Consider the following 25,115-nt stretch of genomic DNA (forward strand, 5'->3'; position numbering starts at 1 on the left):
GCAATTGCGTAACTTTGTGCCATGATTGAAAAGAAAGAGATTGGCTTAGAAAAAACGGTTTTGGTGGGCATTATAACCAAAGATCAAGATGAGGAAAAGCTGAAGGAGTATTTGGATGAACTGGAATTTTTAACCTACACCGCTGGTGGTCGTGCCGTGGCTCGGTTTACCCAGAAAATGGAAATCCCAAACCCTAAGACCTTTATTGGTTCCGGAAAAATGGAGGATGTGGCCAAATATGTTAAGGATAATGAAGTAAGTACAGTTATTTTTGATGACGAGCTATCGGCCACCCAAGAACGTAATATTAGTAAGATTTTGGGCTGTAAAGTATTGGATAGAACAAATTTGATTTTGGACATATTTGCACAACGTGCTCAGACCAGTTATGCCCGAACCCAAGTGGAATTGGCGCAATATGAATATCTGTTGCCTCGATTACGAGGGATGTGGACCCATCTAGAACGTCAGCGTGGTGGAATTGGGATGCGCGGTCCTGGTGAAACGGAAATAGAAACAGATAGACGTATTGTTCGTGATAAAATTGCCTTGCTTAAGGAACGTATCAAAACCATTGATAAACAAATGGCAGTGCAACGTGGTAACCGGGGGAAAATGGTGCGCGTGGCTTTGGTGGGATATACCAATGTTGGGAAATCCACATTAATGAACACCATTAGCAAAAGTGAAGTGTTTGCTGAAAATAAATTGTTTGCTACGCTTGATACTACAGTGAGAAAAGTGGTAATTCAAAACCTGCCGTTTTTATTAAGTGACACCGTTGGATTTATCCGAAAGTTGCCTACGCAGTTGGTGGAAAGCTTTAAAAGTACTTTGGATGAGGTTCGTGAAGCAGATTTGTTATTGCATGTGGTAGATATTTCACATCCAAATTTTGAGGAGCATATAGCGTCTGTCAATAAAATTTTAGGTGAAATAGATAGTAGTAACAAACCTACAATTATGGTTTTCAACAAGATTGACGCTTATGAGCCCGAACTTATAGAGGAAGACGATCTTGAAACTGAAAAAACTAAAAAGCATTACACTCTTGAAGAGTGGAAGAAAACATGGATGGGTAAAATAGGTCACAACGCCCTGTTTATTTCCGCCATTAACAAAAGTAATTTAGAAGACTTCAAAAAACGTGTTTACGATGAGGTTCGTCAAATTCATATAACGCGTTTCCCTTATAATCATTTTTTATATCCTGATTATCCCGATAGCTATCGGGATGAGGACATGAAATAGGAAAGAAATAAGCCAAAAAAAGCGCATTCTTAGAATGCGCTTTTTTATTTATACATTGAATATTTTTAAAATTTATAGCTCACACCAATCGTGTAATAGGTTTGTAAATCGTTATCGATATTATCAAAATCAGGTGTAGTTGCCGGGGGGTTCATTGGGTCTATTTGCGCTAAAGCATAATTTAAAGCTTCCTGCTTGTTGCTCCTCAGCCCGAAATCAAAACCAATACCGATCATTTTCCAAAGGGTATAGCTGAATGAGTTGGTCCATGTCCAGTTGGATAAGTCTCCAGATTTATAACTTTGGAAGGCGGATAAATTCGTCTTGAAGGCAATCGCTCCAATTTGTCTGGTATAATCAGCCACAATCTTTGCACCTAAAGACGACTCAAATACCGCGTCGTTTTCAGCAAATACAAAGTTGTAGTTCAATGGGTGAATTACAACTACCAGGTTTTCTGCAGGCGTCCAAGTACCACCGACACCAACGTCTAAATATCCGGGATCATTAAAGTTGTTCAGAATAGTAGTTCTGTATTCCATCAATCCTGAAACCGCGAAGTTTTTGGCAATATTTCTACCATATAAAGATGAAATGTTAAAGACATCCGTAGTGGGTTCAAAATCATCACTATCATTTGGGTTGTCTTTATCATCAAGTTTTGTCCAGTTTAAATTTGTAGTTAAGGCATTTCTCCAAAAGAACTTCTCTTGAATGAGGTTGGCAAAACCGTTGACCGTAACGCCGATACTGCCCGAAGAGTTATTTGGTGCACCTTGAGCATACCAGTTATTGAAGTTGGACAAGCTACCGCCAATAACACCAAATGCTCCAGTTCTCCATCCGGGTAGAGCATCTATTTGTGCTTGGATAGCATTAGCCTCCGCTTGAAACTTGTCGGCTTCCGCTTGTTTTTCAGCTTTCTGTTTTTCTAATTCTTCCTTGGTTTGCGCATTAACGAATGAAACGCTAAGACATAAAAAGGCAAAAAATAATAGTTTTTTCATCATTTTCAATTTTTAAAATGTGGGCAAATATAGATTAATTTTTAACAAATGTTAAGTTAATTCGATTGAATTGAACGCTGTGTAATTTGGTTTGTTAAACTTTTAGTTTGACACCTTCAAAGGCAATAAGTCACTTAAAAAATTATTTCTTTTTGAAGAGCGGTACGGAGGAACAGGCCTCACCATACATAATGGATTTGGCAACAGACTTTAATTTATTTGTGAGCATGATATAGGCATTTTGAGGCACAGGTTTATTGGAACATCCTTTTACAATAATGGGTTTGTCCTCATAGTCTGAAACATCAATATGGTTGATAATGTCCTGATAAATAGAAGTTTCCAGTTGTTCCAAATCGCCAATGATGGTCTTCTTGGCAAAAGGCTCTAAATGAATGCTTAACAACATAAACGCCCAACCTGGAATGATGGCATCCGTACTGCAGGTCAGCGCCACATATTGGTCTTGATATTGGCTCCAGTCATGTTCCGAGGCTTGTTGCCTAAAGTCTTTTTCTCGAAGTACAAAACCTTCGAATAGCCAATCCTTGATATCAAACAAAACACGCTTGCCCCGCGGATAGTAATCCTCGAGGTCAATTGTGATTAATTTGCTGTGCGCTACACGATTTATGATTTCGTCCTTCAAAATGTTTGTTTTTGAGTTGTTTGTCGTTAAGTCGTACCACTGCCTACTGCGACTGAAAACTGCGTACTGGTTTAAAGCATCCCTAACTCCAACTTGGCTTCTTCGCTCATCAATTCCTGTGTCCAAGGGGGATCAAAAGTAATTTCAACTTCAGCATCATTTACGTCGTTTAAAGACTTCACTTTTTCCTCAACTTCCAAGGGTAAGGTCTCGGCCACTGGGCAGTTTGGGGTGGTTAAAGTCATCAAGATTTTCACATCATAATCCTCATTGACGAATACGTCGTAAATCAATCCCAATTCGTAAATATCTACGGGGATTTCCGGGTCGTAAATCGTTTTTAATACGTTTACTATTTTTTCGCCTAATTCGGCTGTATCTATCGTGGTTTCACTCATTTTTTTAATGTTTAATCGTTTATTTGTTGAGTCGTTTAAATGAATAAGTGGATCAACGAGTAAACCTAATTAAGTTGCGTTTGGTATGCAATGGCATACATTTTTAATTGCTTCACCATACTCACCAAGCCATTGGCTCGAGTTGGTGACAAATGCTCTTTCAAACCGATTTTATCAATAAAGCTGGTGTCGGCATCAATGATATCTTTTGGATGCTGATTAGAAAAAGTTCGAATCAAAATCGCTATAATACCTTTGGTGATAATTGCATCGCTATCGGCGGTAAATTCAATTTTGTCATCCTTCATTTCAGCATGCACCCACACTTTACTTTGGCAACCTTTGATAATGTTGCTGTCGGTTTTGTATTGGTCGTCAATCAGGGGCAATTCTTTCCCCAAATCGATCATATATTGGTAACGCTCCTCCCAATCTTCAAACATTGAGAATTCGTCTATAATTTCATTTTGAATGTCTTCAATACTCATACCTTCAATTTTATGCAAAAATACGATAACAAAAGTTGCTATTCAATGTTTTCCATTAATGATACTATCTTACTAACTAATACCGCAATTTCCTTTGGCGGATTATAATGATCAAAAGGGACGGACTCATAAGTTTCTCCATTTGCAGTGATCTTTAATCTTGCCAGTGGAGCACCATCAAATTGAAATGACTTACTTGGAGCTTCTAGATTTGCCATGTTTTCATAATCTATGGTATTGCAAAGAACGACAAGGCTACCCCAATAGGCTTCATCGCAAGGCATATTAGTTGTTTTTTCTCCTCTTTTCTTTGAAAATGAAATTGAATCTTTATTAATTTCGACATATCTATATCGTCCTCTTGAGCTTGCGTAATATTCAATACTCATAGCGTTTTCTTCAACACGTTTGGTCGCCAAAATTAGAGGTTTCTTATTAGCAAACGCCGTAAAGCCATTTTCAGAAAATAAAACAGTATCAGCTTTATCAAGTGCTTTTAAAAATTTCGTTTCAATATTATTTTTGTCATCGGAACACAACATTCGTGTTGCTCCCAATGCCGAAAATTTTATACTGCCATCTTCTAAAGCATATGAACCAAAAAAACGATTGCACCCTGAAAACCCCGAGACTTTCTTTTCTTTTGAACCAAACACAATGTTCAAGTTGAACTTGGAAACGTCTTCGCCCAACAGTTGATGAATATTGTATGTGCCGTCCAATGTTTTCAAGAAGGTGTCGTCGTTTTGTGCGTATTGCATGAGTTGATATTCCGATGGCCCCCAACAGCATCTTAAGGCTATCATGCCTAACAATAATAATGATTTCATTTATTTGAATTTAATTCAAAATTCTCACTGCAAAAAGAAAGCCAAATTTTACCAATTACTGTCATTCTGAATTTATTTCAGAATCTTAAGATGACAATTTCCATTTTCAATGAGAACCTGAAACAAGTTCAGGTTGACAAGACTTTATTTATGACAGCATCATTTTCGCCTTCTTCACGCCTTCCACCATGGCATCAATTTCCGCTTTGGTATTATAAAAGGCAAAGGAGGCGCGAATCGTCCCAGGGATTTTATAAAAATCCATTATCGGTTGGGCGCAGTGGTGACCAGTCCTGACGGCAATGCCCATTTTGTCCAAAATCGTCCCCACGTCATACGGGTGAATGCCTTTTAGGTTAAAGGAAATCACGGAGGTTTTGTGATTTGAAGTTCCGTAGATTTTTAAACCATCGATAGCGAGAAGTTTTTCAGTAGCATAATGTAACAGCTCATTTTCGTAACTGGCGATGTTGTCAAAACCAATGGAATTCAAATAATCTACCGCGGCGCCGAAGGCAATGCCTCCACAAATATTTGGTGTACCAGCTTCAAATTTATGAGGTAAATCGGCGTATGTTGTTTTTTCAAAAGTAACTTCGGCTATCATCTCGCCTCCGCCTTGATAAGGGGGCAATTTTTTAAGCCAAGATTCTTTTCCGTAAAGCATTCCCATCCCCGTTGGACCACACATTTTGTGGGCGGAGGTCACATAAAAATCAACATCTAATTTTTGAACATCGGGAATTAAATGAGGTGCCGATTGGGCCCCGTCAATCAATACCGCCGCACCAACTCCGTGGGCTTTTTCGATAATATATTCAATGGGGTTGATGGTTCCCAAGGCATTGGAAATATGGTTGACGAAGACCAGTTTTGTGTTATCGGACAACAACTTGTCATAGGCCGTCATGATGAGTTCGCCATCTTCGTTCATCGGAATGACTTTCAGTGTGGCACCGGTGTGTTCGCAAAGCATTTGCCATGGCACAATATTACTGTGATGCTCCAAGGCCGATACAATGATGTCATCCCCTTTTTTTAGGAAAGAACCGAATCCGTTCGCCACCAAATTGATGCCATGCGTTGTGCCCGAAGTAAATATAATTTCATGCGAAAATTTGGCATTAAAATGTTTTTGGATTTTTTGCCGTGCGTCTTCGTATAAATCTGTGGCTTCTTGACTTAAGGTATGCACCCCACGATGAATGTTGGCATTGTAATTTGAATAATAATCCACAATCACATCAATCACCTGCTGTGGGGTTTGTGAAGTGGCCGCATTATCAAAATACACCAAAGGCTTTCCGTTTACCTGTCGTGATAGTATAGGGAAGTCTTTTCGTATGTCTTCAATATTGAACATGGCAGATAGGTTAGCCCCGATCGAGGCATTTGTTGAAGCTCCTCGCAGAGAGCGACTGCCGAAAGCGGGATTAGCTTCAAATAAAAATTTTATAGATCGAATCCAATATTTACACCTAATTTATTGGCAATAATTTTTGTGATACGTTGTTTCAACTCAGGAATTTTAACAGATTCCAGTACATTGTTGCTAAACGCAAACATCAACAAAGCACGGGCTTCCTTTTCTGGGATACCTCGTGAACGCATATAGAACATGGCACTTTCATCCAACTGGCCCACAGTACACCCGTGCGAACATTTGACGTCGTCTGCAAAAATTTCCAATTGAGGTTTGGTGTTTATCGTGGCTTTATCACTAACCAAAATATTGTTATTGGCCTGAAAGGCGTTGGTTTTTTGGGCCTCTTTTTCGACAACAACCTTTCCGTTAAAAACACCGGTGGAGCGGTCTCCAAAAATACCTTTATAATCTTGGTGGCTTTCACAATTTGGCTCAATATGGTGTACCAAAGTGTTGTGATCAACATGTTGTTTGTCTCCAATAATGGTAATGCCTTTTAAAGTGGAATCAATACGCTCGCCGTGCTGATAAAAGTTTAGGTTGTTTCGAGTCAATTTCCCTCCAAAGGTGAAAGTATGAACCGAAGCGAGACTTTCCCTTTTTTGTTTGATAAAGGTATTGTCAATTAGAGACGCCGTTTGTTTGTCGTTTTGAATTTTGTAGTAATCAACTATGGCACGTTTGTTGGCGAAAACCTCCGTAACACTATTGGTCAAAACTGGATTATCCGTCAAACTTTGATGGCGCTCGATAATTTGCACATGGGAATTCTCGTCAACTACAATCAAATTGCGTGGCTGCAACATGGTGGCCGACTCGTTTCCCGTGTAAAAATGTAATATTTGAATAGGTTTTTCAACGATTTTATTCTTCGGAATGTGAATATAAGCTCCTTCACTTGAAAACGCAGTGTTCAAAGAAGATAAGCTGTCTTTTTCAGCGACTTTATTAAAGTAGTTTTCAATAATGAGTTGATATTTTGGTTTGCTTAAAGCGGCAGACATTAAGCAAATATCCATTCCATCGTGAGTTGTTTGTGATAAATGAGAGGAGTACTTTCCGTCAACAAAAATTATCTTATAGGAATCAATATCATGAATGAAATACTTCTTAACCTCACGATATTCGAGGGCGTTTTCCTGTCTTGGAAAAACGCTGTAATCCTCTTTTAAAATACTATTTAATGAGGTATATTTCCATGCCTCGTCTTTTTTGGAAGGAAAACCTTTTTCTTCAAAAATCTTGATAGCATCCGATCTTACATCGTGTGCATAAGCATCTATGTCCACCCGATTTTCGAAGGCTAAAAATGATGATACTAATTTTTCTTTTAAACTCATGTTTTTCAGTGTTCAGTGTTCAGTGTTCAGTGTTCAGTTGTCCTAACTGTCTACTGCGACTGTGCACTGGTTACTGGCGCTATGCGCCAACTTCTTCCTTAATCCAATCATAACCTTTGGCCTCTAGCTCGTGGGCCAATTCTTTTGATCCTGATTTTACGATTCTACCTTGGTGTAAAACATGTACATAATCTGGAACGATATGATCCAATAAACGCTGGTAATGGGTAATAACTACCACTGCATTGTCCTTGCTTTTTAATTTATTAACACCGTTGGCCACGATACGAAGCGCATCGATATCCAAGCCTGAATCGGTTTCGTCCAAAATGGCCAATTTCGGCTCTAGCATCGCCATTTGAAAAATTTCGTTTCGTTTCTTTTCTCCACCTGAAAACCCTTCGTTTAAGGAACGCGATAAAAATTTTCTGTCGATTTCCAAAAGTTCCGATTTTTCACGAATTAATTTGAGCATATCTTTTGCGGGCATGTCCTCCAGGCCTCTCGCTTTGCGCGATTCATTAATGGCCGTTTTCATAAAATTGGTTACTGACACCCCAGGTATCTCAACTGGATATTGAAAGGACAGGAATATACCTTTATGAGCACGCTCTTCAGCTGCCAATTCATCAATATCTTCGCCTTCAAAAACGATGCTTCCTTCGGTTACCTCATAGTCTTCTCTTCCGGCGATTACAGAAGCCAGCGTACTTTTTCCAGAACCGTTAGGTCCCATAATGGCGTGTACTTCTCCAGGTTTCACCTCTAGGTTTACACCCCTTAAAATCGTTTTGTCCTCAACACTTGCGTGTAAATTGTTTATTTTCAACATAGTTTTTAAATTCCAAAAATTAAAATTCTAAATTCCAAATATGCAATGCAGGCTAATGTTTTGTGATTTGGAATTTGTGATTTGAACATTGCTGTTAACTTCCTAATTTTACAATATTGTTTTCTTCTCCTGAAACAGGTTTTACGTTTAATATTTCAACAATTTCAACCTTATTTTCCCAAAGAATGGTATCGTGTTTATCGTTTGTAATTTTACCTCTAATTTCTACCAAAACCATATCGGTTGGTTCTTTTTTGAATTTTTGGGCTTCTTTATTTAAGTCCTCCAATCTATCTGTAATAAGCACACCATAAATTGCGGCATGCGTTTGTAAAACCGCAGCCCCATCGTAATATACAAACTCGCCTTTTAGCAAGGTAAGACCATCGCTTTGTTTGGCTGTTCTTTCAAGGTTTTCGGTGGAATCTGCCTCCTCCGAATTTTGTGTTTTCGTTTCTTTTTTACAGCTCACTATGGCGCTTAGGAATAAAATCGTAAAAAGTAGTTTTTTCATTGTATGCTTTAATTTAAGGAGACACTTCGACTGCGCTCAGTGTGACATTTCATTTAGTTTATCCAACACTTCCTTCTAAACTGATTTCTAATAATTTTTGGGCCTCAACGGCAAATTCCATGGGCAGTTTATTTAATACTTCCTTGCTAAAGCCGTTAACAATTAACGCGATGGCCTTTTCAGTATCAATGCCTCTTTGGTTGCAATAAAAGATTTGGTCTTCTCCTATTTTACTGGTGGTAGCCTCATGCTCAATTTTTGCAGATTTATTTTTGGTTTCGATATAAGGAAACGTGTGTGCCCCACATTCGTTACCCATCAGTAAACTATCACATTGCGAAAAATTACGTGCGTTTTCAGCCCTAGAGTTGATCTGCACTAAACCCCGATAACTATTCTGAGACTTTCCAGCCGAAATGCCTTTTGAAATGATGGTTGACTTGGTGTTCTTTCCCAAATGAATCATTTTTGTTCCCGTGTCTGCCTGCTGATAATTATTAGTAACCGCAATAGAATAAAATTCGCCAACGGAATTATTGCCTTTTAAAACACAAGATGGGTACTTCCAAGTTATGGCCGAACCTGTTTCTACCTGTGTCCATGAGATCTTTGCATTGGTTTCGCAAAGGCCTCTTTTTGTTACAAAGTTATAAACCCCACCTTTACCTTCGGCATTGCCAGGGAACCAGTTTTGAACAGTGGAATATTTAATTTCTGCATCATCCAAAGCAATCAATTCTACCACCGCAGCGTGTAACTGGTTTTCATCACGGCTTGGTGCAGTACAGCCTTCCAAATAGCTTACATAACTGCCTTTATCGGCAATCACTAAAGTTCTTTCGAACTGACCAGTACCAGCTTGATTGATTCTAAAATATGTGGATAGCTCCATTGGGCATTTAACACCTTTTGGAATGTAGCAAAACGAGCCATCACTAAATACCGCGGAATTTAACGCTGCGTAGAAATTATCCTTTTGGGGCACAACAGTACCAATATATTTTTTGACCAGTTCCGGATGCTCTTGGATGGCTTCGGAAATACTCATAAAAATAATGCCCTGTTCGGCTAAGGTCTTTTTAAAGGTGGTGGCCACTGAAACGGAGTCTACAACGACATCCATGGCTACCCCTGCTAATTTTTTCTGCTCATCTAAAGAAATCCCCAACTTGTCAAACGTTGCCAAAAGTTCAGGATCTACTTCATCTAAACTGTCGTATTTCGGTTTGCTGTTTGGAGCTGAATAGTATGATATCCCTTGAAAATCTGGCTTTTCATAGGTGACATTTGCCCACTCAGGTTCTTCCATATCCTTCCAAATTCGGAAAGCTTCTAAGCGCCATGCAGTCATCCATTCAGGCTCTTCCTTCTTTTTGGAAATGGCACGAACAATATCTTCATTTAAACCGTTTGGAAAGGTGTCCGATTCGATATCCGTGTAAAAACCATATTCGTATTCTTTGGTTTTCAGTTCCTCCCTTAAATCGTCTTCAGTGTATTTACTCATGTTCCGAGTTTAAAATTTAAAATTCAAAGTTGGGCTAATCCGTTTTGTATTTGCTTCCCTTTAAATCACTTTTCTTTAAATAGTTCATAAAACCTCCAATCATTTTACTCAAGGTAATAGTTTGCTCTTTTAGTTTATTGAACTCTTCGTTGTTAATATAATCTCTATCCAAAACCCTGTAAAGTTGAGACCTGGTTTCGCCAAAAGAAGCCTTGGATATTGATAAAAACTGATGAAACTCCTTATTGCCATTTCTTTCAAAACCTTCAGCAATATTATCCATTACAGAACCTGAAGAACCATCTATTTGACCATAAAGTTTGTAATCATTTCTCAATCCAGTTTTGTTGGATATTTTATTGATATCATCACACAATGCCCTAGCTAACTTCCAAATTTCCAAATCTTCAAATTGCTTTATGGTTGCCATAACTTTGAATTAAGAATTTTGAACTTTGAATTTTTAGAGTGAAAATGATTCGCCACAACCGCAGGTGCGATTGGCGTTGGGATTATTAAAAACGAAACCGGTGCCGTTCAACCCGCCCGAATATTCCAAAGTAGTTCCAATCAGGTAAAGGAAACTTTTTTTATCTACAATAATTTTTACACCATTGTCTTCAAAAACCTTATCGCCGTCCTGCTGTTCTTTATCAAATTTTAAGTCATAGGACAAACCTGAACAACCACCACTTTTCACACCTACACGGACATAATCCGTGGTAGCGCTATAGCCATCGTCAGCCATAAGCTCAATCACTTTCTTCTTAGCTGTATCAGATACTTTTATCATTTGTTTTCTTTTAAATTTAGTCCCTATATCTATTGGCGATAACGCCCTGTTATTAAGACAGTTTCTAAATAGAGGACAAATATACAATATAAGTCATGGAATTTCGCATAACCTAACATTATATTAGCATATGGGTTTATAGGTTTTTGTTATGGTTTTGAATAGGATGTTTGTAAAGCTAATTAAGTGGCGCGAGGACATGGTAGTTGTTAAGTCGAAATGCACTATTACCCACTTTTCCTGTATTTTTTTAGAGCTTTTGAACCACTGTTAGATGTGGCTTTGCGGGGTTGAATTATTTCCCCAGATTCATTAAACTCAAAAGTTTGTTTGCAGTTTTTGCATATGACTATGGGTGATTTGGGGTGTTCGTCGTCCTTACGGAAAAAATTATGTCCGTAGAGGTAACAAAGCAGGTTTGAACTTGGTGAAGATGTCATGTGCCATTGGTTTGCTCCTACAAGATAGGCAAAACGACTCTAAAATCAGATGAAATACTTTTTTATTCGACAAAAAGCACGATTCAAAGGTTGTCTATTCGCTGAAAGCAACATTGTTTACAAATTCATCATCCGAGAGTGATAGTAAAAATGCTTTTAAATCTGCTTTGTCCTTTTCGGTCAAACCAACACCGCCTTGGTCGATTTTTTTCATTAATGGGTCAATTGTACCCGAGCGTTTCAGACCTTCACTATAATGATTAATCACTTCATCTATGGTTGCAAATCTACCATCGTGCATATAAGGTGCCGTGAATTTTAAATTCCGAAGTGATGGGGATCTGAATTTTCCGTTATCCGATGGATCTCCGGTAACAGCCCCTAAACCTAAGTCTGTAAAGGTTTCATCCAAACCATTATTGTGAAATAAATTATCTGTCCATAAAGGGTTTTTTTCACTGCCGTGGCAATGGAAGCAATCGCCTCTGGTTTCATCCATAAAAACATTAAACCCATTGAGTTCTTCAGGAGTCAGTTCGACTTCACCTAATAGAAATTTGTCAAATTTTGAATTGGCCGAAATTAAGGTGCGCTCAAATTGAGCAATAGCTTTTGTTACTAAATTGGAATCAATAGTCGAGGTGCCAAAAGCTTGTTCGAAAAGATTAGGGTATTCGGAATGTTGTTGCAGTTTTTGTTCGACATTTACCCATGAACTTTTCATTTCGATCGGGTCGGTAACGGGAATAAAAGCTTGGTGTTCTAAACTGAAGGCGTTGCCGTCCCAGAAGAATGTTTCATCATAGTGCCAAGCCAAATTAAAAAGTGGCATAGAGTTTCTGTTACCTCGGATACCATCCACCCCATCACTGAACCTATCGCTATCTGTAAATGCATTTTCGGGAGCGTGGCAATCTGCACAGGACTGTGAATTGTCAATCGATAAAATAGGGTCAAAAAACAGTTTTTTTCCAAGGGCAATCCCTTCAACGGTCTGTGGGTTATCGATTGGGATTACAGGGTTTAATATGTTATCGGAAAACAGTTTTGGAATTTGGAGTGGGCTTGGTGTAGGTTTGGAAAACACAGTACTACTGGATTCTTCTTCACAGGAAAAAGTGATACACAAAAGAATCAATATGAGTGGCTTTCGAATCATTATTTAAGGCGATTCAGATTTCAGACTGAACACATTTTGCCCGTTTTCATACATCATAATTTGGGCAGAAGAATTGGGCATCAAAGACTGGTTCAGTATGTTCAAATCCCACATGTTTGGATTTTTAAACCATTCTGCAACATTCATTTCGATATTGATAACCGAGTTGGGGCTTACGTTAACTTCGCCAAGGTTCACTTCAAAAAAAGTATCCTTTGGAAATGTGGGGTTGCCCGGGTTGTCCACTGCTCTAATGGCGTGATAGTTATACCCTTGCTCTACATCGGAACTATTTAAAAACTTTCCATCCATTTGCATGTAGTGGTAGCCACCGCCTAACATGGCTGGCACTTCAAAAGATGCTGAATTTAAATTGGCATAACCATTTTCTGCATAATTGTCCTCATTATCAAACCCAAAAGTAAAGGACACATTTTTATATGTTCTTGAAGGAATTGTTCCGCCAGGAGCAAAAGTCAGCGTTTCACCTTTTGATAAATCCACCAAGTTATAGCCTGCAAGCACCAGTTTTTCGTTGTTTGAAGTTGTAAAAGTGATTTTGGATACTAAATAGCGTAGGCGCTCTATGCTTAATTCGTTCCCTTTTTCATTGGTGAATTTTATGGAATTGAAATCAGCTACTGTAACTTCTGTACCGTCCCAATTATGGCTAAAGTTTAAGGTGACTTGAGTCTGTGAGGCTGCAACTTCGCCATCATTGTCACAAGAAACGATGAGCAATTGCAGAATAATTAGAATTGAAAGGATTCTTTTCATTTTTTAAGGTTTTATATTGAAAAGCAGTAGGTCGCTAAAGCCCTTGTTATCGTCAATATCCGCGTCAGAACTGGATGACTCGCCTGCCACAACAACTGAGCCGTCGTTTAGTTCAACGGCATCAATTGCAACGTCGATGTCGGAGCCACCAATGGTTTTTTGCCATTCAATTTCACTATTGGAGTTCAATTTAATGACCCAAGCGTCATTCTGTCCGTTGTTTTTAGAGACATCACCATCAGAGCTTCTTGAACTTCCAGATATTATATAGCCGCCATCTATTGTTTTTGATATTGAACGACCGGCATCAAAACTGTTGCCTCCAAAGGTTTTCTCCCAAATCAAATCTCCGTTTGGAGAAATTTTTATCAGGAAAATATCAGCGCCGCCGTTATTATTTGAAACGTCTATGTCATTGCTTCTGGTATCTCCGACAACTAAATAATTCCCGTCTTCGGTGCTTTCAATGCCCCAGGCTTCATCAATTTGTGTGCCTCCAAAGGATTTTTCCCAAATCAGAGTACCCGTTTCTGATATTTTGATAATCCAAAAATCATAGCTTCCCTTATTTCCGCTGATATCAACATCATCACTATCGGATAAGCCTACAATTATATAGCCATTGTCTGCCGTTTGTATGGCATCATAAGGCGTATCGGTAAAAGTGCCCCCATAGAATTTGCTCCATTGTTTTTCGCCATTGCTGTTGAGTTTGATGACCCAATAGTCGCCTCCGGCGTGCTTGATGGCCTTAAGCTTACTGTTGCCTTGTCCGTTTGATGCCGTTACGTCTAATACACCGACTAGCAGAAATCCATTATCCTTGGTTTGCAAAATTGAAGTCCCGGTGTCTGCCCCCAAAAAGCCAAAAGACTTTTCCCAAATGGTCCTACCGGAAGCATCCAGTTTTAATAGCCAAAAATCATCTGCTCCCGCATTTTCGGAGACATTACCATCGTTACTTTGACTTTGGCCGAAAATGGCAAAACCGACATCCGAAGTTTGTATGATATCTATCCCCTTGTCGTCATCACTTCCTCCGTAGTTTTTTTGCCATTGTATTTGATGATTGCCATTAAATTTTAAGAGCCAATAGTCAAAAGATGTATTTGTTTTGTTTTGAATGTCTCCATCGTTGCTTTGGGTGTGACCTAAAATGGCATAACCTCCGTCTGATGTTTTAATTATGGATTGGCCGCTATCATTTAGGCTGCCACCCAGTGCTTTTACGAATTGAACCGTTGGTTGGGTTGCTGCACCGTCGACATTGCCATCGTCTTTGGAACAGTTTGTAAGCAGTCCAAACCATAAACAAAGAGATAATATAGCGGAGCCAATAGTATTGTTCATTGGGAGCAATAGAAATTATAGGTCGCTTTTTCGGACCACAAACAGGCCACGGTTCATATCGCTGATAATGATATTGCCACTGGGCAAATAGGGGTAAACGCTCCACGCCCCCCGAAAACTTGTACTGTTATCTTCAGGATGGGTATCAAAATAGGCGGATTCTGTAATGGATTGGCTGGAAATATTAGTAATATCCAAAACCCGCATTCCGGCAGCATAGCTGGCTAGAAAATAATCATTGCCTTTTACGTAACCATTGTGGTCAATAGCGGCAGAAGTGCCAAGATACTCCATGTGGAACTTAGGGTCGTCTAAATCCGAGAAGTCAAATACTATGGTTCTGGTATTTGTGCCGAAATCTATTTCATCTATTTCATCACCTAAAATGAAATATCTCATATCCTCCGTAAACCACCCTTGGTGCGTGTATCCTACATTGGAATAGCTAATTCGAGATAGTAAAACAGGGTTGGACTTGCTAGTCACATCAACTATAACAACTTCATCTTCGTTGCTTCCAATTAAAATTTCCTTTCCAATATGGGCTGTGTCCGGACCATTATACAGTACTACCTGGGCATCATGGGCGTAGCCCGAGAAACCACCTGCATCCATTGGCATCATCGGATTTTGAATATCAACAAATAATGGGCCTCCTGCAAATGTGCCGGATCTGCTAGTTCCCACGGCATAGGCGTAACCCGTACTTTCATTGATCACAATATTATGGGCACTTCCAAAACCTGTGTATTGTGCATCGGCAGTAAAAGTTTCGGGAGGATTAGGAACATTTCGTAATCGCGTTAGATCAAACACCTGCATGCCGTGTGTAGTGGCCCGGTCAGCGACAACAAAGGCGTAATTATTAAAAACTTTTACATCTCGCCACGCACTGCTCACAGTGGCGGTGGGTAAACTACCAATCACAACGGGGGCATTTGGAACTGTGATGTCAACAAAAGCCATTCCTGTAGTCCCGCAAAACAAGGCGTATTCTTTTTGGGTGTCAGGGTCAACCCAGCCCCAACAATCGTTTCCGGAAGCTCCCGCTCCCAGCATGTCTTGAACCGAAACATTTGCCATTAGGTCATAACCGTTACAGGGATAATTATCCGCAAAACCGTTTTCGCAAATGGCCATTGGTTCAAATGGGTTGACATAATCGTCATCACAAACATTGCCAATGCCATCTCCATCATCATCCTCTTGATTGGGGTTGGGGCTTAATGGGCAATTGTCATTTTCATCGTCAACCCCGTCATTGTCGTCATCGTCATCGCAGGCATCCCCTTGCGCATCGCCATCATTGTTTTCTTGATTTGGATTTGCAATCATATTGCAGTTATCAATATCTTCGGCAATACCATCAGAATCGGTATCGGCCACCGAAACAATTTCAACAGGTTCACTATCACAGGAAAAAGTGAACGCAACAAGTAGGCTCACCAAAATAGTGGCACAAAAAAAACGCGAAAATATCATGGCAATCCTTTTAGATATAACTTAAGTAGCTTTTGTTTTAGTATAAAGATAGTGAAAACAAAATTAGCTTCTTATTTTTGCGCTATGATTGAAGATAAAGATAAGCAATATACTCAGTTGAGTGATCTAGGTGAATTTGGACTTATTGAGCACTTGACAAAACACTTCAAAATCAAACAGAAATCCACCGTAAAAGGGGTGGGCGATGATGCGGCGGTTTTAGATTTTAAGTATGGTAAAGTTGTGGTAACCACGGATTTATTGGTTGAAGGTGTGCATTTTGATTTGAGCTATATGCCCTTAAAGCATTTGGGTTATAAGGCGGTAATGGTTAACCTTTCAGACGTTTATGCCATGAACGCCAAGGCTACGCAAATTACGATATCTATTGCGGTCTCCAACCGATTTCCTTTGGAGGCTTTGGAGGAGTTGTATGCCGGAATACAAACAGCAGCGGAGATTTATGATGTGGATTTGATAGGTGGTGACACCACCTCATCAACAACCGGACTATTGATTTCCGTGACTGCAATAGGTGAGGTTGCCGATGGTGAGGTAGTTTATAGGAATGGTGCCAAGCCTAATGATTTACTTATAGTTTCTGGTGATTTGGGAGGGGCATATATGGGCTTGCAGGTTTTAGAACGGGAAAAGGAAGTATATAAGGTGAATCCAAACAATCAGCCAGATTTAGAGCCTTATACTTATATTGTTGAACGTCAGTTAAAGCCAGAAGCACGAAATGATATTGTTAAGCTGTTGAAAGAATTGGGAGTTAAACCGACCGCCATGATTGATATCAGTGATGGGCTGTCTTCTGAAATTATGCATATATGCAAACAAAGCGATGTTGGTTGCGATTTATATGAAAATAAAATCCCTTTGGACCCGCAAGTGATTTCAACCTGTGAGGAATTCAATATGGATAGTACTACTGTGGCCTTGAATGGAGGCGAGGATTATGAGTTGCTGTTTACAGTAAGCCAGGACGATTTTCCTAAAATTAAGGCAAATCCAAATTTAAGCGTAATAGGCTTTATAAAAGAGAAGTCGGCAGGGATGCATTTGGTGACAAGGGCTGAAACAAGAATTGCCCTAAAAGCGCAAGGATGGAAAAATTTTGAAGATTAACCAGCAGCCAGGAGTTTTTTACTTTGCTTTTTATTGTAATCTTTTAAGCGCATTCTTCTTTTTAAATGGATGCGTTCCAAAACATCGTTTATTTCCCTGAATTTGGGCGTAAGTTCTGTTAAATTACCTCTGCTGTTTGTAGTTAACTCCTTTTTGCAATTGCTGCACCGATATTCTTTTACATGATAGGTAACGTGTCGTGACACTTTGTAGTCGTGGCCAAACACCTTGCACTGAATACTTCTCATTTTGTTCGCATATTAAATTATTTTCTAGGAGAGAGGCTCTAAAGTATTAAAAACCAATCAGAAAATGTTAATAAGCAGTTAATAAATCGATGAAGCGAACGCTTTTCTCTTTAAACGTTTTGTTCTGGAGTGGTGAATGCGCTCTAAGATGGCATTTATCTCCTTAAATTTTGGGGTCAGCTCAACAAGGTTTCCATTGCTATTGGTAGTCATTTGCTTTTTGCAGTGCGAGCAAGTGTACTCTTTTACGTGGTAGGTTACTTTCTTGGTTACTTGATAATCATGTCCAAAGATGCTGCAATACATTTTTGGTATCAAGCGGGGCTTGGTAGTCTTATTTTGCATAGGTTAAGTTTTTAAGTTAAAAAAACTAAGGGGAGGTAAATATATAAAAATCATATATAATTTTCGATATAAAGCAAAATTATTCGATGAAATGCATTATTTCTTGTAGAAATTGCCCTCTATTCTCGATAAAGCTCATATGACCGTCTGGGAATTCTACAATTTTTATATCTAGACCTTTAGTTTGTTCAATTAGGTCATCATAATTTAAAACAGGATCTTTTTTTCCCAGTATCATTAATTTTCGATATACATTCGAATGTAAAATCTTTTCTCGGTTGGGTCGCAGTTTCATGCCTTCCAAAGCGGCTACGATACCTTGAACCGGCATTTTTAGAGCTTCGCTCTTCAATAGTTTTATATCTTCTGCAAAAGAGGTTTTGTTTTCCTGGCTGAAAAGATTGGGAATGGACATGTTAATAAACATCTTATGGTTTTCCTTTACGGCAACAATGGCTCGGTCCCTATTCTTTTTACGCTCTTCGCTATCTGCACTGGCAGTTGAATTGGCCAAGCACAAACCTCTGACCATGTCCGGGTGCTTTTCCGTAAAGGCCAAGGCTACATATCCGCCCATGGAGTGTCCTAATATGGTGCATCTATTTATTTTCAGGTGATTTAGAACGGCGGATACGGTTTCGGCCATCAATTCCATAGAATGGATGTATCCCAAACACCCTGATTGTCCATGCCCCAGTAAATCTACACAGATGATTCTGTTATTTTTTGATAAATCATTTATAAAAGGTGTCCAGATGGAACTGTTTTCTAAAAAGCCATGCAACAATACCAGTGTTTCCCCTTGTCCAGAATCTGTATAAAAAATAGGTGTCCCTTTAAAATCTAAAATCATGCTTTTGACATTAGGATTTTACTTTTTTGATGGCCGAAAATGCCTTGTCAACAAATTCATCTTCGACTAAAATGGTGAATTCATTGGTAGTGGATAGTACTTCATAAAGCACTACTCCTTCCCAGGCCAGTCTTTTAAAGAAATGATAATATAGCCCCGCAATTTTTGAATTGTCCTGAGGTAAATTGATACTAATGGCCGACAAGTTTTCCTGAATAGCAATAAAATATTCACGTTTGAGATGCTCGTTTACAAAATCATTCAAACTGCTGGATACCACAATATTACTTTCATGGATACCTCGCGTAAAGGCATAAAACAGCTTTTCCTCTTTATTGATTCGCTCAAGGATTTTGGCGTGATTATCAATTAGGGTGGCTGAATTTTTTACAGTAAAGTCCGTTAGATTAGAGCGTACTGTAATGTCGCCAAGGTTTTCAATAACGCGCCTCATTTTGATGGTGTTTCCCAAAGTAGGAGGTGGGTTATAACGCCTAAGGGCCATCATCACAGCCCCTGGCTTCACCTCTTTTTTTAGCATTTTGCTAATAGGCTCGGTGAGTTCAAGGGCAAGAGCACTATAGTTAATGATATTTCGGGAAAGGGCTTCCTCCAAATAGGGTTGCGTTATCAAAATATCTTCAACACAATTAGATACAGTTTTCATGTTAATTATTTAACAATTTGTGCAAAAATAACTCTTTTTTTAAAAAAATAGGTGTGATGTGCTATTGTATTTTACTTTTGCAGTCCATTTTAATTTGTGGACTTTTAATATTGATATTCAAAAATTTATGAAGGTTTTAAAGTTTGGCGGCACATCGGTAGGTTCGGTTAAGAACATGGCAAATGTAAAGGGAATTATTAATGACGGTGAGCAAAAGATAGTGGTGCTTTCTGCCATGTCCGGAACTACTAATAGTCTTGTGGCCATCGGCGATAGTCTTAAAGTTCAAAACGTTGATCAGGCGTTGAGTGCTATCAATGCACTTCACGAAAAATATATTGCTGTAGTTAATGAGTTATTAAGGGATGAAACTTTGAAAGCTCAAGTAAAAGATTATGTGGCGGAGCGTTTTAACTTTTTGATAGATTGTACATATAAATCCTTTTCACAAATAATCGAAAATGAAATCTTGGCTCAGGGCGAATTGTTGTCCACATTTATGTTCAATGCCTATTTGCAACAAAAGGGCATAAATTCGGCGTTATTACCAGCTTTGGACTTCATGAAAATAGATGCAAACAAAGAACCTGACTTTCCATATATAGAAGCATACATTTCAGAAGTATTAGAAAAAGCAGGTGAGGCCGAAATCTACATTACCCAAGGATTCATTTGCTTGGATGATACCGGGGCGGTTTCCAACCTGCAAAGGGGAGGAAGTGATTACACGGCAACTATTATCGGGGCCTCCATTAAAGCAGAGGAAGTTCAAATTTGGACAGATATCGATGGGATGCACAATAACGATCCGAGGTTTGTTGAGGGCACAAGGCCTATTTCGGATTTGTCTTTTGATGAAGCGGCCGAGTTGGCCTATTTTGGAGCGAAGATTTTGCATCCTCAAACTGTATTGCCTGTTCGTACTGACGGCATTCCCGTAAGGCTTAAAAATACAATGGATCCTGAGGCAAAAGGAACCTCCATTACCAGAAGTCATGTTGAAAATGGTATTAAAGCAATTGCCGCCAAGGACAACATTACGGCCATAAAAATAAAATCTGGGCGAATGCTTCAGGCGCATGGTTTCCTTAAAAAAGTGTTCGAGATTTTTGAGACGTACAAAACCTCAATTGATATGATAACTACATCGGAAGTAGCCGTGTCGCTTACTATTGACGATGACACCAATTTGGAACAAATTGTTGCTGAATTGGAGGCATTCGCAACCATAGAGGTTGATAAAAACCAAAGCATCGTTTGTTTGGTAGGTCACTCGATTGTGGATCATAAAGCGACCTATAAACTTTTTAAAATTTTAAAGGACGTAAACATAAGGATGATTTCCTATGGAGGAAGCAGAAACAATATTTCATTACTTATAGATACAACCAATAAAATAACGACACTTCAAAAGCTAAATAAATATTTATTTGAATTAGTCACTCTGTAAATTACAGTATTAGATTTTGAAATTTAGGGCCATTTTTAAATAATGGCCCTTTTTTTATGCATTCATCAAGCTTTCAATCTCGTCCACTTCTATAGGGATGTTTTTCATAAGGTTTAAAGGTGCTCCTGCTTTTTGGATCACCACGTCATCTTCAATGCGAATACCAAAACCTTCTTCCGGAATGTAAATCCCGGGTTCAACCGTAAATACCATATTTTTTTGCATGGGCTCGGTTAAAATACCGTAATCATGAGTGTCTAAACCCATATGATGACTTGTGCCATGCATAAAGTATTTTTTATAGGCTGGCCAGTCTGGATTTTCGTTTTGAACATCGGCTTTATCTAGTAGGCCAAGTCCAAGCAGTTCAGAAGTCATGAATTTGCCAACTTCAATATGGTATTGTTCCCAAAATGTACCGGGCACCAGCATTTTTGTAGCTTCATTTTTAACCTTTAATACAGCGTTGTACACTGCTTTTTGTCTCTCAGAAAACCGGCCTGAAACAGGAATAGTTCTTGTCATATCGCTAGAATAATTAGCATATTCGGCGCCAACATCCATCAAAATCAAATCTCCAGATTTACATTCCTGATTGTTCTCTATGTAATGTAAAACATTTGCATTATTGCCTGAAGCTACGATTGGCGTGTAAGCAAAACCTTTGGAACGGTTTCTGATAAATTCATGGATATATTCAGCCTCTATTTCATATTCCATCACGCCCGGTTGTACAAATTCTAAAATACGACGAAACCCTTTCTCCGTAATATCGCAAGCCTTTTGGATAAGATCAATTTCGATGTCCTCCTTAACGGAGCGAAGCTGCTGTAAAACAGGGTTGCTTTTGGCTACGGCATGCGCTGGGTATTTTTCTTTTAACCACTTAGTAAAACGGTCTTCCCGTGTTTCCACTTCAACGTTTGACCGATAGTGTTCATTGGTGTTTATGTATATGGTATCGCATTGCGTCATGATTTCAAACAGCACCTTTTCCATGTCCTGCAACCAATATACAGTCTTAACCCCACTGACTTCAAAAGCCCTTTCCTTAGTCAATTTTTCACCTTCCCAAATTGCGATATGCTCATTGGTTTCTTTTAGGAATAAGATTTCACGGTTTTTTTCCTTTGGGCAATCGGGAAAAAGAACCAACACGCTTTCTTCTTGATCCACGCCGCTCAAATAGAAAATATCCCGATGTTGCTGAAATGGCATCGTACTGTCGGCACTTATTGGATAAATGTCATTGGAGTTGAAAACTGCCAGGCTGTTCGGCTTCATTTTTGCGATAAACTTGCTCCTGTTTTTAATAAAAAGCTGGCGATCAATGGGCAAATATTTCATGTTATGCAGATGTTAATTTTGTGGTTGACGTAAAAGTATGAATAAAAAGTAGATTTTTATTTGTTATATTTGAGTTATCCCTCTCTTTGTTTTTTAACGCTTAAGTCGTACCAAATGAAAAAGAATACATGTTTTAGCATATTGTTTATTGGGCTCCTGAGCCTAATAGATTCAAGTGATTTGAACGCACAAGGCTTTCTTAAAGAGGTGTCATTGAAACAGCAAATTGAGAGGTCCGAACTTGTAGTAGAAGGAAAAGTTGTGTCTAAAAGATCTACATGGGATGAGGACCACAAAATGATTTATACCATAAACACTGTTGAAGTTTACAAGATATTCAAGGGAAACCCGGTAACAACGGTTGAGGTGGTTACCGAGGGTGGTACAGTTGGGCTAAGAGCGTTGATAGTGCACCCAGCATTAACTTTATATAAGGACGACATTGGTCTATTTACGTTGAACGGCAGTAATGAAAGAATTTCAAGATCAGGGAAATCGAGTAATAAAAGATTTAAACCGTACGGCCTGTCCCAGGGATTTTACAGATACAACCTAAGGGAAAATTTGGCGGCCAATTCTTTTAAAAGAAAAGAGGGTATTGCGGATGCCTTTTACAACGAAATTAAACAGTATACGAAGAAAGAGTTTGTTGCGCTTAAGGCCTACGACGCAAAACAGGAAATGGCGAAAAGTGCGGCTTCGAAAAGCGCCATGCCTCCGGGGCCTATTACATTAGGAAGTTCTACAGTTACTGCTGGCACAAAGGATGTGCTTACAATCACCGGGACAAATTTTGGGGCTACCCAAGGGAAAGTTTGGTTTAGAAATGCTGATGATGGTGGCGATACATACATTGCCGCGTTGGATTCAGAAGTTGATCTATGGCAAGATGATAGAATTGAAGTGCAAGTGCCCTCTTTAGCAGGTACGGGTACTATCTATGTAGAAGATAGTGGTGGAGGTACATCTCCGGACTCATCTACGTTAACCGTGTCCTATGCAGAAACTAATGTCCCTTTTAATCCAGGCACCGGAACAGAAGCTTACCAAGTCAGACACGTGGACAAAAATGGGGCTGGAGGCTATACATGGGAAATGCAAACAGATTTTTTTAATGAAACTGAACCAGACCCACATAGTGCAGGTATGATGCCAACTGGCTACAAAGATGCCTTTATGAGAGCATTTAATAAGTGGGTTTGTGAAACGGGTGTAAATTGGACAGTTAGTGGAACAGCTACAGCAGTTGATATTGCTGGAATAGATGAAAACAATGGTGATGGCAATAATGTAATTCGTTTTGATAATGGTGATGAATTAGATGATAGCACGCTAGGGAAGTGCTTCTCTTGGTATATGGGTTGTGGAGGAAGTACGATAAATTGGTTTGTTGATGAATTGGATATCGTTTTTAACAATAGCGTGGATGATGATGACACGCTTAGCACAACCGAAACATGGTACTTTGGAACAGGAACTCTTACAAGTTCGCAATATGATTTTGAAAGTGTAGCACTTCACGAATTGGGGCATGGTCATCAGTTGGCCCATGTCATTGATCCAGTTCCAAATGGCAATGATATGGATGATGTAATGCATTGGGCCTTGGCGAATGGGATGTCACAAAAGGAGCTGACGGCGGATAACATTATGGCTGCAAATGGTATTCAAACAAGAAGTGAAGCATCTGCGGTTTGTGGTGAGACAACAATGACAGAGGCCGCCTGCCCATTAAGTGTGGAAGAAGAACAACTTAGTTTCGGAGTAAGAGTATATCCTAATCCTGCCAAGGAGTCATTTTTTTTAACCAATGAATCCATCATACCAATTACTTCAATCGAAATTTATGACGTTAGTGGCAGGGTGATTTCCGTTCAAAATTTCACAGATGATTCTAAAGTTAAAACTGTAAACATGGCGAATGCATCCGGTGGACTGTACATCATAAAAATTTTGGGGGATAACGCATCGGTTACAAAAAAACTTGTTTTGGAATAGATGTGTTGAAGTTCTTTTCAAAAAGGGCTTTTTTAACGATCGAGCAACTTTTTTAAAATCATTCTAAATAACAAAACATGACATTTGTTATTTGCCTAAGACTGCCCCCATGCCTACCTTTGTAATTCTTATAAAAATAACAAAATAAAATGGGCGGATTTTTTAAGTCTTCGATAGGAAGAAAGGTTGCCATGGCACTTTCTGCATTCTTCCTTATGTTCTTTTTAATTATTCATTTAGCGGTTAACATTACATCTCTTTTCAGTGAAGATTTGTTTAATGAGCTTTCGCATTTTATGGGGACAAATCCTCTGGTGCAATTTGCGTTACAACCAGTTTTAATATTCGGTGTAGTGTTTCATTTTGTGATGGGTTTTATTCTGGAACTTAAAAACAAAAAAGCAAATGGTGTAAGCTACGCCAGGAACAATGGAGGAGCCAATTCCTCGTGGGTAAGTAGAAATATGATTTATAGCGGTTTGGTAATTTTGGCATTTATCATTTTGCATTTTATTGACTTTTGGATTCCTGAATTGAATGTTAAATACATACAAGGAGACATGTCAGGTATGCATAATGGAGAGTACCGTTATTTTCACGAAATGGTGGAGAAATTTCACAGCCCCCTTAGAGTCGGAGCCTATGTCGTTTCTTTTGTGCTTTTGGGCTTGCATTTAGCCCATGGTTTTACTTCAGCATTTCAATCGATGGGTTCTACTGCTGGTCGTAAAAAAACATTGCAGCAAATTGGAAAAGCCTATTCCATTTTAATTCCGTTGCTATTCATTGTTATAGCAGTATATCATCACTTAAACCCTCACCATTAATCTTAC

Annotated in this window: 26 protein-coding genes; 5 read left to right on the top strand and 21 right to left on the bottom strand. The window is 39.0% G+C overall.

Going from position 1 to position 25,115, the window contains the following annotated elements; genetic code table 11:
* Nucleotides 1-21: 21 nt before the first annotated feature.
* Nucleotides 22-1,251 carry a GTPase HflX gene (hflX, locus tag ACFSR8_RS02090; protein ID WP_380288555.1) on the top strand — a complete coding sequence of 410 codons (1,230 nt, stop codon included), beginning with the start codon at nt 22-24 and terminating at the stop codon, nt 1,249-1,251.
* Between the two features lie 65 nt (nt 1,252-1,316).
* Here hflX and ACFSR8_RS02095 read toward each other — a convergent pair whose 3' ends face one another.
* The 16 genes from ACFSR8_RS02095 to ACFSR8_RS02170 all read right to left on the bottom strand — a co-directional run bounded on the left by ACFSR8_RS02095 (nt 1,317) and on the right by ACFSR8_RS02170 (nt 16,243).
* Complete coding sequence (locus ACFSR8_RS02095; RefSeq protein WP_380289371.1) at nt 1,317-2,258, bottom strand: DUF3078 domain-containing protein; 942 nt, start codon at nt 2,256-2,258, stop codon at nt 1,317-1,319.
* 142 nt (nt 2,259-2,400) lie between these two features.
* The gene (locus ACFSR8_RS02100) at nt 2,401-2,907 is read right to left on the bottom strand and encodes a DUF2480 family protein (RefSeq protein WP_380289373.1); all 507 of its coding nucleotides are present in this window, start codon (nt 2,905-2,907) and stop codon (nt 2,401-2,403) included.
* A 71-nt stretch (nt 2,908-2,978) separates the two neighbouring features.
* Nucleotides 2,979-3,305: an SUF system Fe-S cluster assembly protein gene (locus ACFSR8_RS02105; RefSeq protein ID WP_186560900.1), complete on the bottom strand. Its 327-nt coding sequence runs from the start codon at nt 3,303-3,305 to the stop codon at nt 2,979-2,981.
* Between the two features lie 65 nt (nt 3,306-3,370).
* The gene (locus ACFSR8_RS02110; RefSeq protein WP_380288557.1) at nt 3,371-3,793 is read right to left on the bottom strand and encodes a SufE family protein; all 423 of its coding nucleotides are present in this window, start codon (nt 3,791-3,793) and stop codon (nt 3,371-3,373) included.
* A 38-nt stretch (nt 3,794-3,831) separates the two neighbouring features.
* Complete coding sequence (locus ACFSR8_RS02115; protein ID WP_380288559.1) at nt 3,832-4,623, bottom strand: META domain-containing protein; 792 nt, start codon at nt 4,621-4,623, stop codon at nt 3,832-3,834.
* A 148-nt stretch (nt 4,624-4,771) separates the two neighbouring features.
* Nucleotides 4,772-5,986 (bottom strand): aminotransferase class V-fold PLP-dependent enzyme, encoded by a 1,215-nt coding sequence (locus ACFSR8_RS02120; protein WP_380288561.1) that lies wholly within the window; start codon nt 5,984-5,986, stop codon nt 4,772-4,774.
* 89 nt (nt 5,987-6,075) lie between these two features.
* Nucleotides 6,076-7,389: a Fe-S cluster assembly protein SufD gene (gene sufD / locus ACFSR8_RS02125; RefSeq protein ID WP_380288562.1), complete on the bottom strand. Its 1,314-nt coding sequence runs from the start codon at nt 7,387-7,389 to the stop codon at nt 6,076-6,078.
* Nucleotides 7,390-7,468: 79 nt separating this feature from the next.
* The gene (sufC, locus tag ACFSR8_RS02130) at nt 7,469-8,221 is read right to left on the bottom strand and encodes a Fe-S cluster assembly ATPase SufC (protein WP_380288564.1); all 753 of its coding nucleotides are present in this window, start codon (nt 8,219-8,221) and stop codon (nt 7,469-7,471) included.
* A 94-nt stretch (nt 8,222-8,315) separates the two neighbouring features.
* Entirely contained in the window at nt 8,316-8,735 is a 420-nt protein-coding gene (locus tag ACFSR8_RS02135) for a hypothetical protein (RefSeq protein ID WP_380288566.1), read from the bottom strand.
* A 58-nt stretch (nt 8,736-8,793) separates the two neighbouring features.
* Nucleotides 8,794-10,242, bottom strand: a complete 1,449-nt coding sequence (gene sufB / locus ACFSR8_RS02140; protein WP_380288568.1) for a Fe-S cluster assembly protein SufB — start codon at nt 10,240-10,242, stop codon at nt 8,794-8,796.
* A gap of 34 nt (nt 10,243-10,276) precedes the next feature.
* Nucleotides 10,277-10,672: a four helix bundle protein gene (locus ACFSR8_RS02145; protein WP_380288570.1), complete on the bottom strand. Its 396-nt coding sequence runs from the start codon at nt 10,670-10,672 to the stop codon at nt 10,277-10,279.
* Nucleotides 10,673-10,705: 33 nt separating this feature from the next.
* Complete coding sequence (locus ACFSR8_RS02150) at nt 10,706-11,035, bottom strand: HesB/IscA family protein (RefSeq protein ID WP_380288572.1); 330 nt, start codon at nt 11,033-11,035, stop codon at nt 10,706-10,708.
* A gap of 534 nt (nt 11,036-11,569) precedes the next feature.
* Nucleotides 11,570-12,634: a cytochrome-c peroxidase gene (locus ACFSR8_RS02155; protein WP_380288574.1), complete on the bottom strand. Its 1,065-nt coding sequence runs from the start codon at nt 12,632-12,634 to the stop codon at nt 11,570-11,572.
* 3 nt (nt 12,635-12,637) lie between these two features.
* On the bottom strand, nt 12,638-13,411 hold the full coding sequence (locus tag ACFSR8_RS02160; protein WP_380288576.1) for an MbnP family protein: 774 nt from the start codon (nt 13,409-13,411) through the stop codon (nt 12,638-12,640).
* Nucleotides 13,412-13,414: 3 nt separating this feature from the next.
* Nucleotides 13,415-14,761: a hypothetical protein gene (locus tag ACFSR8_RS02165; RefSeq protein WP_380288578.1), complete on the bottom strand. Its 1,347-nt coding sequence runs from the start codon at nt 14,759-14,761 to the stop codon at nt 13,415-13,417.
* Nucleotides 14,762-14,776: 15 nt separating this feature from the next.
* Nucleotides 14,777-16,243 carry a choice-of-anchor B family protein gene (locus tag ACFSR8_RS02170; RefSeq protein ID WP_380288580.1) on the bottom strand — a complete coding sequence of 489 codons (1,467 nt, stop codon included), beginning with the start codon at nt 16,241-16,243 and terminating at the stop codon, nt 14,777-14,779.
* An 84-nt stretch (nt 16,244-16,327) separates the two neighbouring features.
* Between ACFSR8_RS02170 and thiL the strand changes: the two genes are divergently transcribed.
* Nucleotides 16,328-17,374, top strand: coding sequence for a thiamine-phosphate kinase (gene thiL / locus ACFSR8_RS02175; protein WP_380288582.1), 1,047 nt, complete (start codon nt 16,328-16,330; stop codon nt 17,372-17,374).
* On the opposite strand, the gene ACFSR8_RS02180 is transcribed toward thiL, so the two are convergent.
* The 4 genes from ACFSR8_RS02180 to ACFSR8_RS02195 all read right to left on the bottom strand — a co-directional run bounded on the left by ACFSR8_RS02180 (nt 17,371) and on the right by ACFSR8_RS02195 (nt 19,487).
* Nucleotides 17,371-17,622 carry a hypothetical protein gene (locus tag ACFSR8_RS02180; protein ID WP_380288584.1) on the bottom strand — a complete coding sequence of 84 codons (252 nt, stop codon included), beginning with the start codon at nt 17,620-17,622 and terminating at the stop codon, nt 17,371-17,373. The genes thiL and ACFSR8_RS02180 overlap by 4 nt on opposite strands.
* A gap of 78 nt (nt 17,623-17,700) precedes the next feature.
* Nucleotides 17,701-17,967: a hypothetical protein gene (locus tag ACFSR8_RS02185; protein WP_186560874.1), complete on the bottom strand. Its 267-nt coding sequence runs from the start codon at nt 17,965-17,967 to the stop codon at nt 17,701-17,703.
* A gap of 79 nt (nt 17,968-18,046) precedes the next feature.
* Nucleotides 18,047-18,820: an alpha/beta fold hydrolase gene (locus tag ACFSR8_RS02190; protein ID WP_380288586.1), complete on the bottom strand. Its 774-nt coding sequence runs from the start codon at nt 18,818-18,820 to the stop codon at nt 18,047-18,049.
* 10 nt (nt 18,821-18,830) lie between these two features.
* The gene (locus ACFSR8_RS02195; RefSeq protein ID WP_380288588.1) at nt 18,831-19,487 is read right to left on the bottom strand and encodes a hypothetical protein; all 657 of its coding nucleotides are present in this window, start codon (nt 19,485-19,487) and stop codon (nt 18,831-18,833) included.
* 127 nt (nt 19,488-19,614) lie between these two features.
* On the opposite strand from ACFSR8_RS02195, the gene ACFSR8_RS02200 reads away from it, so the two are divergent.
* Nucleotides 19,615-20,937 carry an aspartate kinase gene (locus ACFSR8_RS02200; protein WP_380288590.1) on the top strand — a complete coding sequence of 441 codons (1,323 nt, stop codon included), beginning with the start codon at nt 19,615-19,617 and terminating at the stop codon, nt 20,935-20,937.
* 54 nt (nt 20,938-20,991) lie between these two features.
* Here ACFSR8_RS02200 and ACFSR8_RS02205 read toward each other — a convergent pair whose 3' ends face one another.
* Nucleotides 20,992-22,284: an aminopeptidase P family protein gene (locus ACFSR8_RS02205; protein ID WP_380288592.1), complete on the bottom strand. Its 1,293-nt coding sequence runs from the start codon at nt 22,282-22,284 to the stop codon at nt 20,992-20,994.
* Between the two features lie 114 nt (nt 22,285-22,398).
* On the opposite strand from ACFSR8_RS02205, the gene ACFSR8_RS02210 reads away from it, so the two are divergent.
* Together ACFSR8_RS02210 and ACFSR8_RS02215 are read left to right on the top strand one after the other, a co-directional pair.
* Nucleotides 22,399-24,282, top strand: coding sequence for a T9SS type A sorting domain-containing protein (locus tag ACFSR8_RS02210; RefSeq protein ID WP_380288594.1), 1,884 nt, complete (start codon nt 22,399-22,401; stop codon nt 24,280-24,282).
* Nucleotides 24,283-24,431: 149 nt separating this feature from the next.
* Nucleotides 24,432-25,109 (top strand): succinate dehydrogenase cytochrome b subunit, encoded by a 678-nt coding sequence (locus tag ACFSR8_RS02215; RefSeq protein ID WP_380288596.1) that lies wholly within the window; start codon nt 24,432-24,434, stop codon nt 25,107-25,109.
* Nucleotides 25,110-25,115 lie beyond the last annotated feature (6 nt).

The organism is Hyunsoonleella rubra, from assembly GCF_042684665.1.
Classification (GTDB): domain Bacteria; phylum Bacteroidota; class Bacteroidia; order Flavobacteriales; family Flavobacteriaceae; genus Jejuia; species Jejuia rubra.

Coding starts and splice junctions, on each gene's coding strand:
- hflX (WP_380288555.1), top strand. CDS start 22: ATGATTGAAAAGAAAGAGATTGGCTTAGAAAAAACGGTTTTGGTGGGC.
- ACFSR8_RS02095 (WP_380289371.1), bottom strand. CDS start 2,258: ATGAAAAAACTATTATTTTTTGCCTTTTTATGTCTTAGCGTTTCATTC.
- ACFSR8_RS02105 (WP_186560900.1), bottom strand. CDS start 3,305: ATGAGTGAAACCACGATAGATACAGCCGAATTAGGCGAAAAAATAGTA.
- ACFSR8_RS02110 (WP_380288557.1), bottom strand. CDS start 3,793: ATGAGTATTGAAGACATTCAAAATGAAATTATAGACGAATTCTCAATG.
- ACFSR8_RS02115 (WP_380288559.1), bottom strand. CDS start 4,623: ATGAAATCATTATTATTGTTAGGCATGATAGCCTTAAGATGCTGTTGG.
- ACFSR8_RS02120 (WP_380288561.1), bottom strand. CDS start 5,986: ATGTTCAATATTGAAGACATACGAAAAGACTTCCCTATACTATCACGA.
- sufD (WP_380288562.1), bottom strand. CDS start 7,389: ATGAGTTTAAAAGAAAAATTAGTATCATCATTTTTAGCCTTCGAAAAT.
- sufC (WP_380288564.1), bottom strand. CDS start 8,221: ATGTTGAAAATAAACAATTTACACGCAAGTGTTGAGGACAAAACGATT.
- ACFSR8_RS02135 (WP_380288566.1), bottom strand. CDS start 8,735: ATGAAAAAACTACTTTTTACGATTTTATTCCTAAGCGCCATAGTGAGC.
- sufB (WP_380288568.1), bottom strand. CDS start 10,242: ATGAGTAAATACACTGAAGACGATTTAAGGGAGGAACTGAAAACCAAA.
- ACFSR8_RS02145 (WP_380288570.1), bottom strand. CDS start 10,672: ATGGCAACCATAAAGCAATTTGAAGATTTGGAAATTTGGAAGTTAGCT.
- ACFSR8_RS02150 (WP_380288572.1), bottom strand. CDS start 11,035: ATGATAAAAGTATCTGATACAGCTAAGAAGAAAGTGATTGAGCTTATG.
- ACFSR8_RS02155 (WP_380288574.1), bottom strand. CDS start 12,634: ATGATTCGAAAGCCACTCATATTGATTCTTTTGTGTATCACTTTTTCC.
- ACFSR8_RS02160 (WP_380288576.1), bottom strand. CDS start 13,411: ATGAAAAGAATCCTTTCAATTCTAATTATTCTGCAATTGCTCATCGTT.
- ACFSR8_RS02165 (WP_380288578.1), bottom strand. CDS start 14,761: ATGAACAATACTATTGGCTCCGCTATATTATCTCTTTGTTTATGGTTT.
- ACFSR8_RS02170 (WP_380288580.1), bottom strand. CDS start 16,243: ATGATATTTTCGCGTTTTTTTTGTGCCACTATTTTGGTGAGCCTACTT.
- thiL (WP_380288582.1), top strand. CDS start 16,328: ATGATTGAAGATAAAGATAAGCAATATACTCAGTTGAGTGATCTAGGT.
- ACFSR8_RS02180 (WP_380288584.1), bottom strand. CDS start 17,622: ATGAGAAGTATTCAGTGCAAGGTGTTTGGCCACGACTACAAAGTGTCA.
- ACFSR8_RS02185 (WP_186560874.1), bottom strand. CDS start 17,967: ATGCAAAATAAGACTACCAAGCCCCGCTTGATACCAAAAATGTATTGC.
- ACFSR8_RS02190 (WP_380288586.1), bottom strand. CDS start 18,820: ATGATTTTAGATTTTAAAGGGACACCTATTTTTTATACAGATTCTGGA.
- ACFSR8_RS02195 (WP_380288588.1), bottom strand. CDS start 19,487: ATGAAAACTGTATCTAATTGTGTTGAAGATATTTTGATAACGCAACCC.
- ACFSR8_RS02200 (WP_380288590.1), top strand. CDS start 19,615: ATGAAGGTTTTAAAGTTTGGCGGCACATCGGTAGGTTCGGTTAAGAAC.
- ACFSR8_RS02205 (WP_380288592.1), bottom strand. CDS start 22,284: ATGAAATATTTGCCCATTGATCGCCAGCTTTTTATTAAAAACAGGAGC.
- ACFSR8_RS02210 (WP_380288594.1), top strand. CDS start 22,399: ATGAAAAAGAATACATGTTTTAGCATATTGTTTATTGGGCTCCTGAGC.
- ACFSR8_RS02215 (WP_380288596.1), top strand. CDS start 24,432: ATGGGCGGATTTTTTAAGTCTTCGATAGGAAGAAAGGTTGCCATGGCA.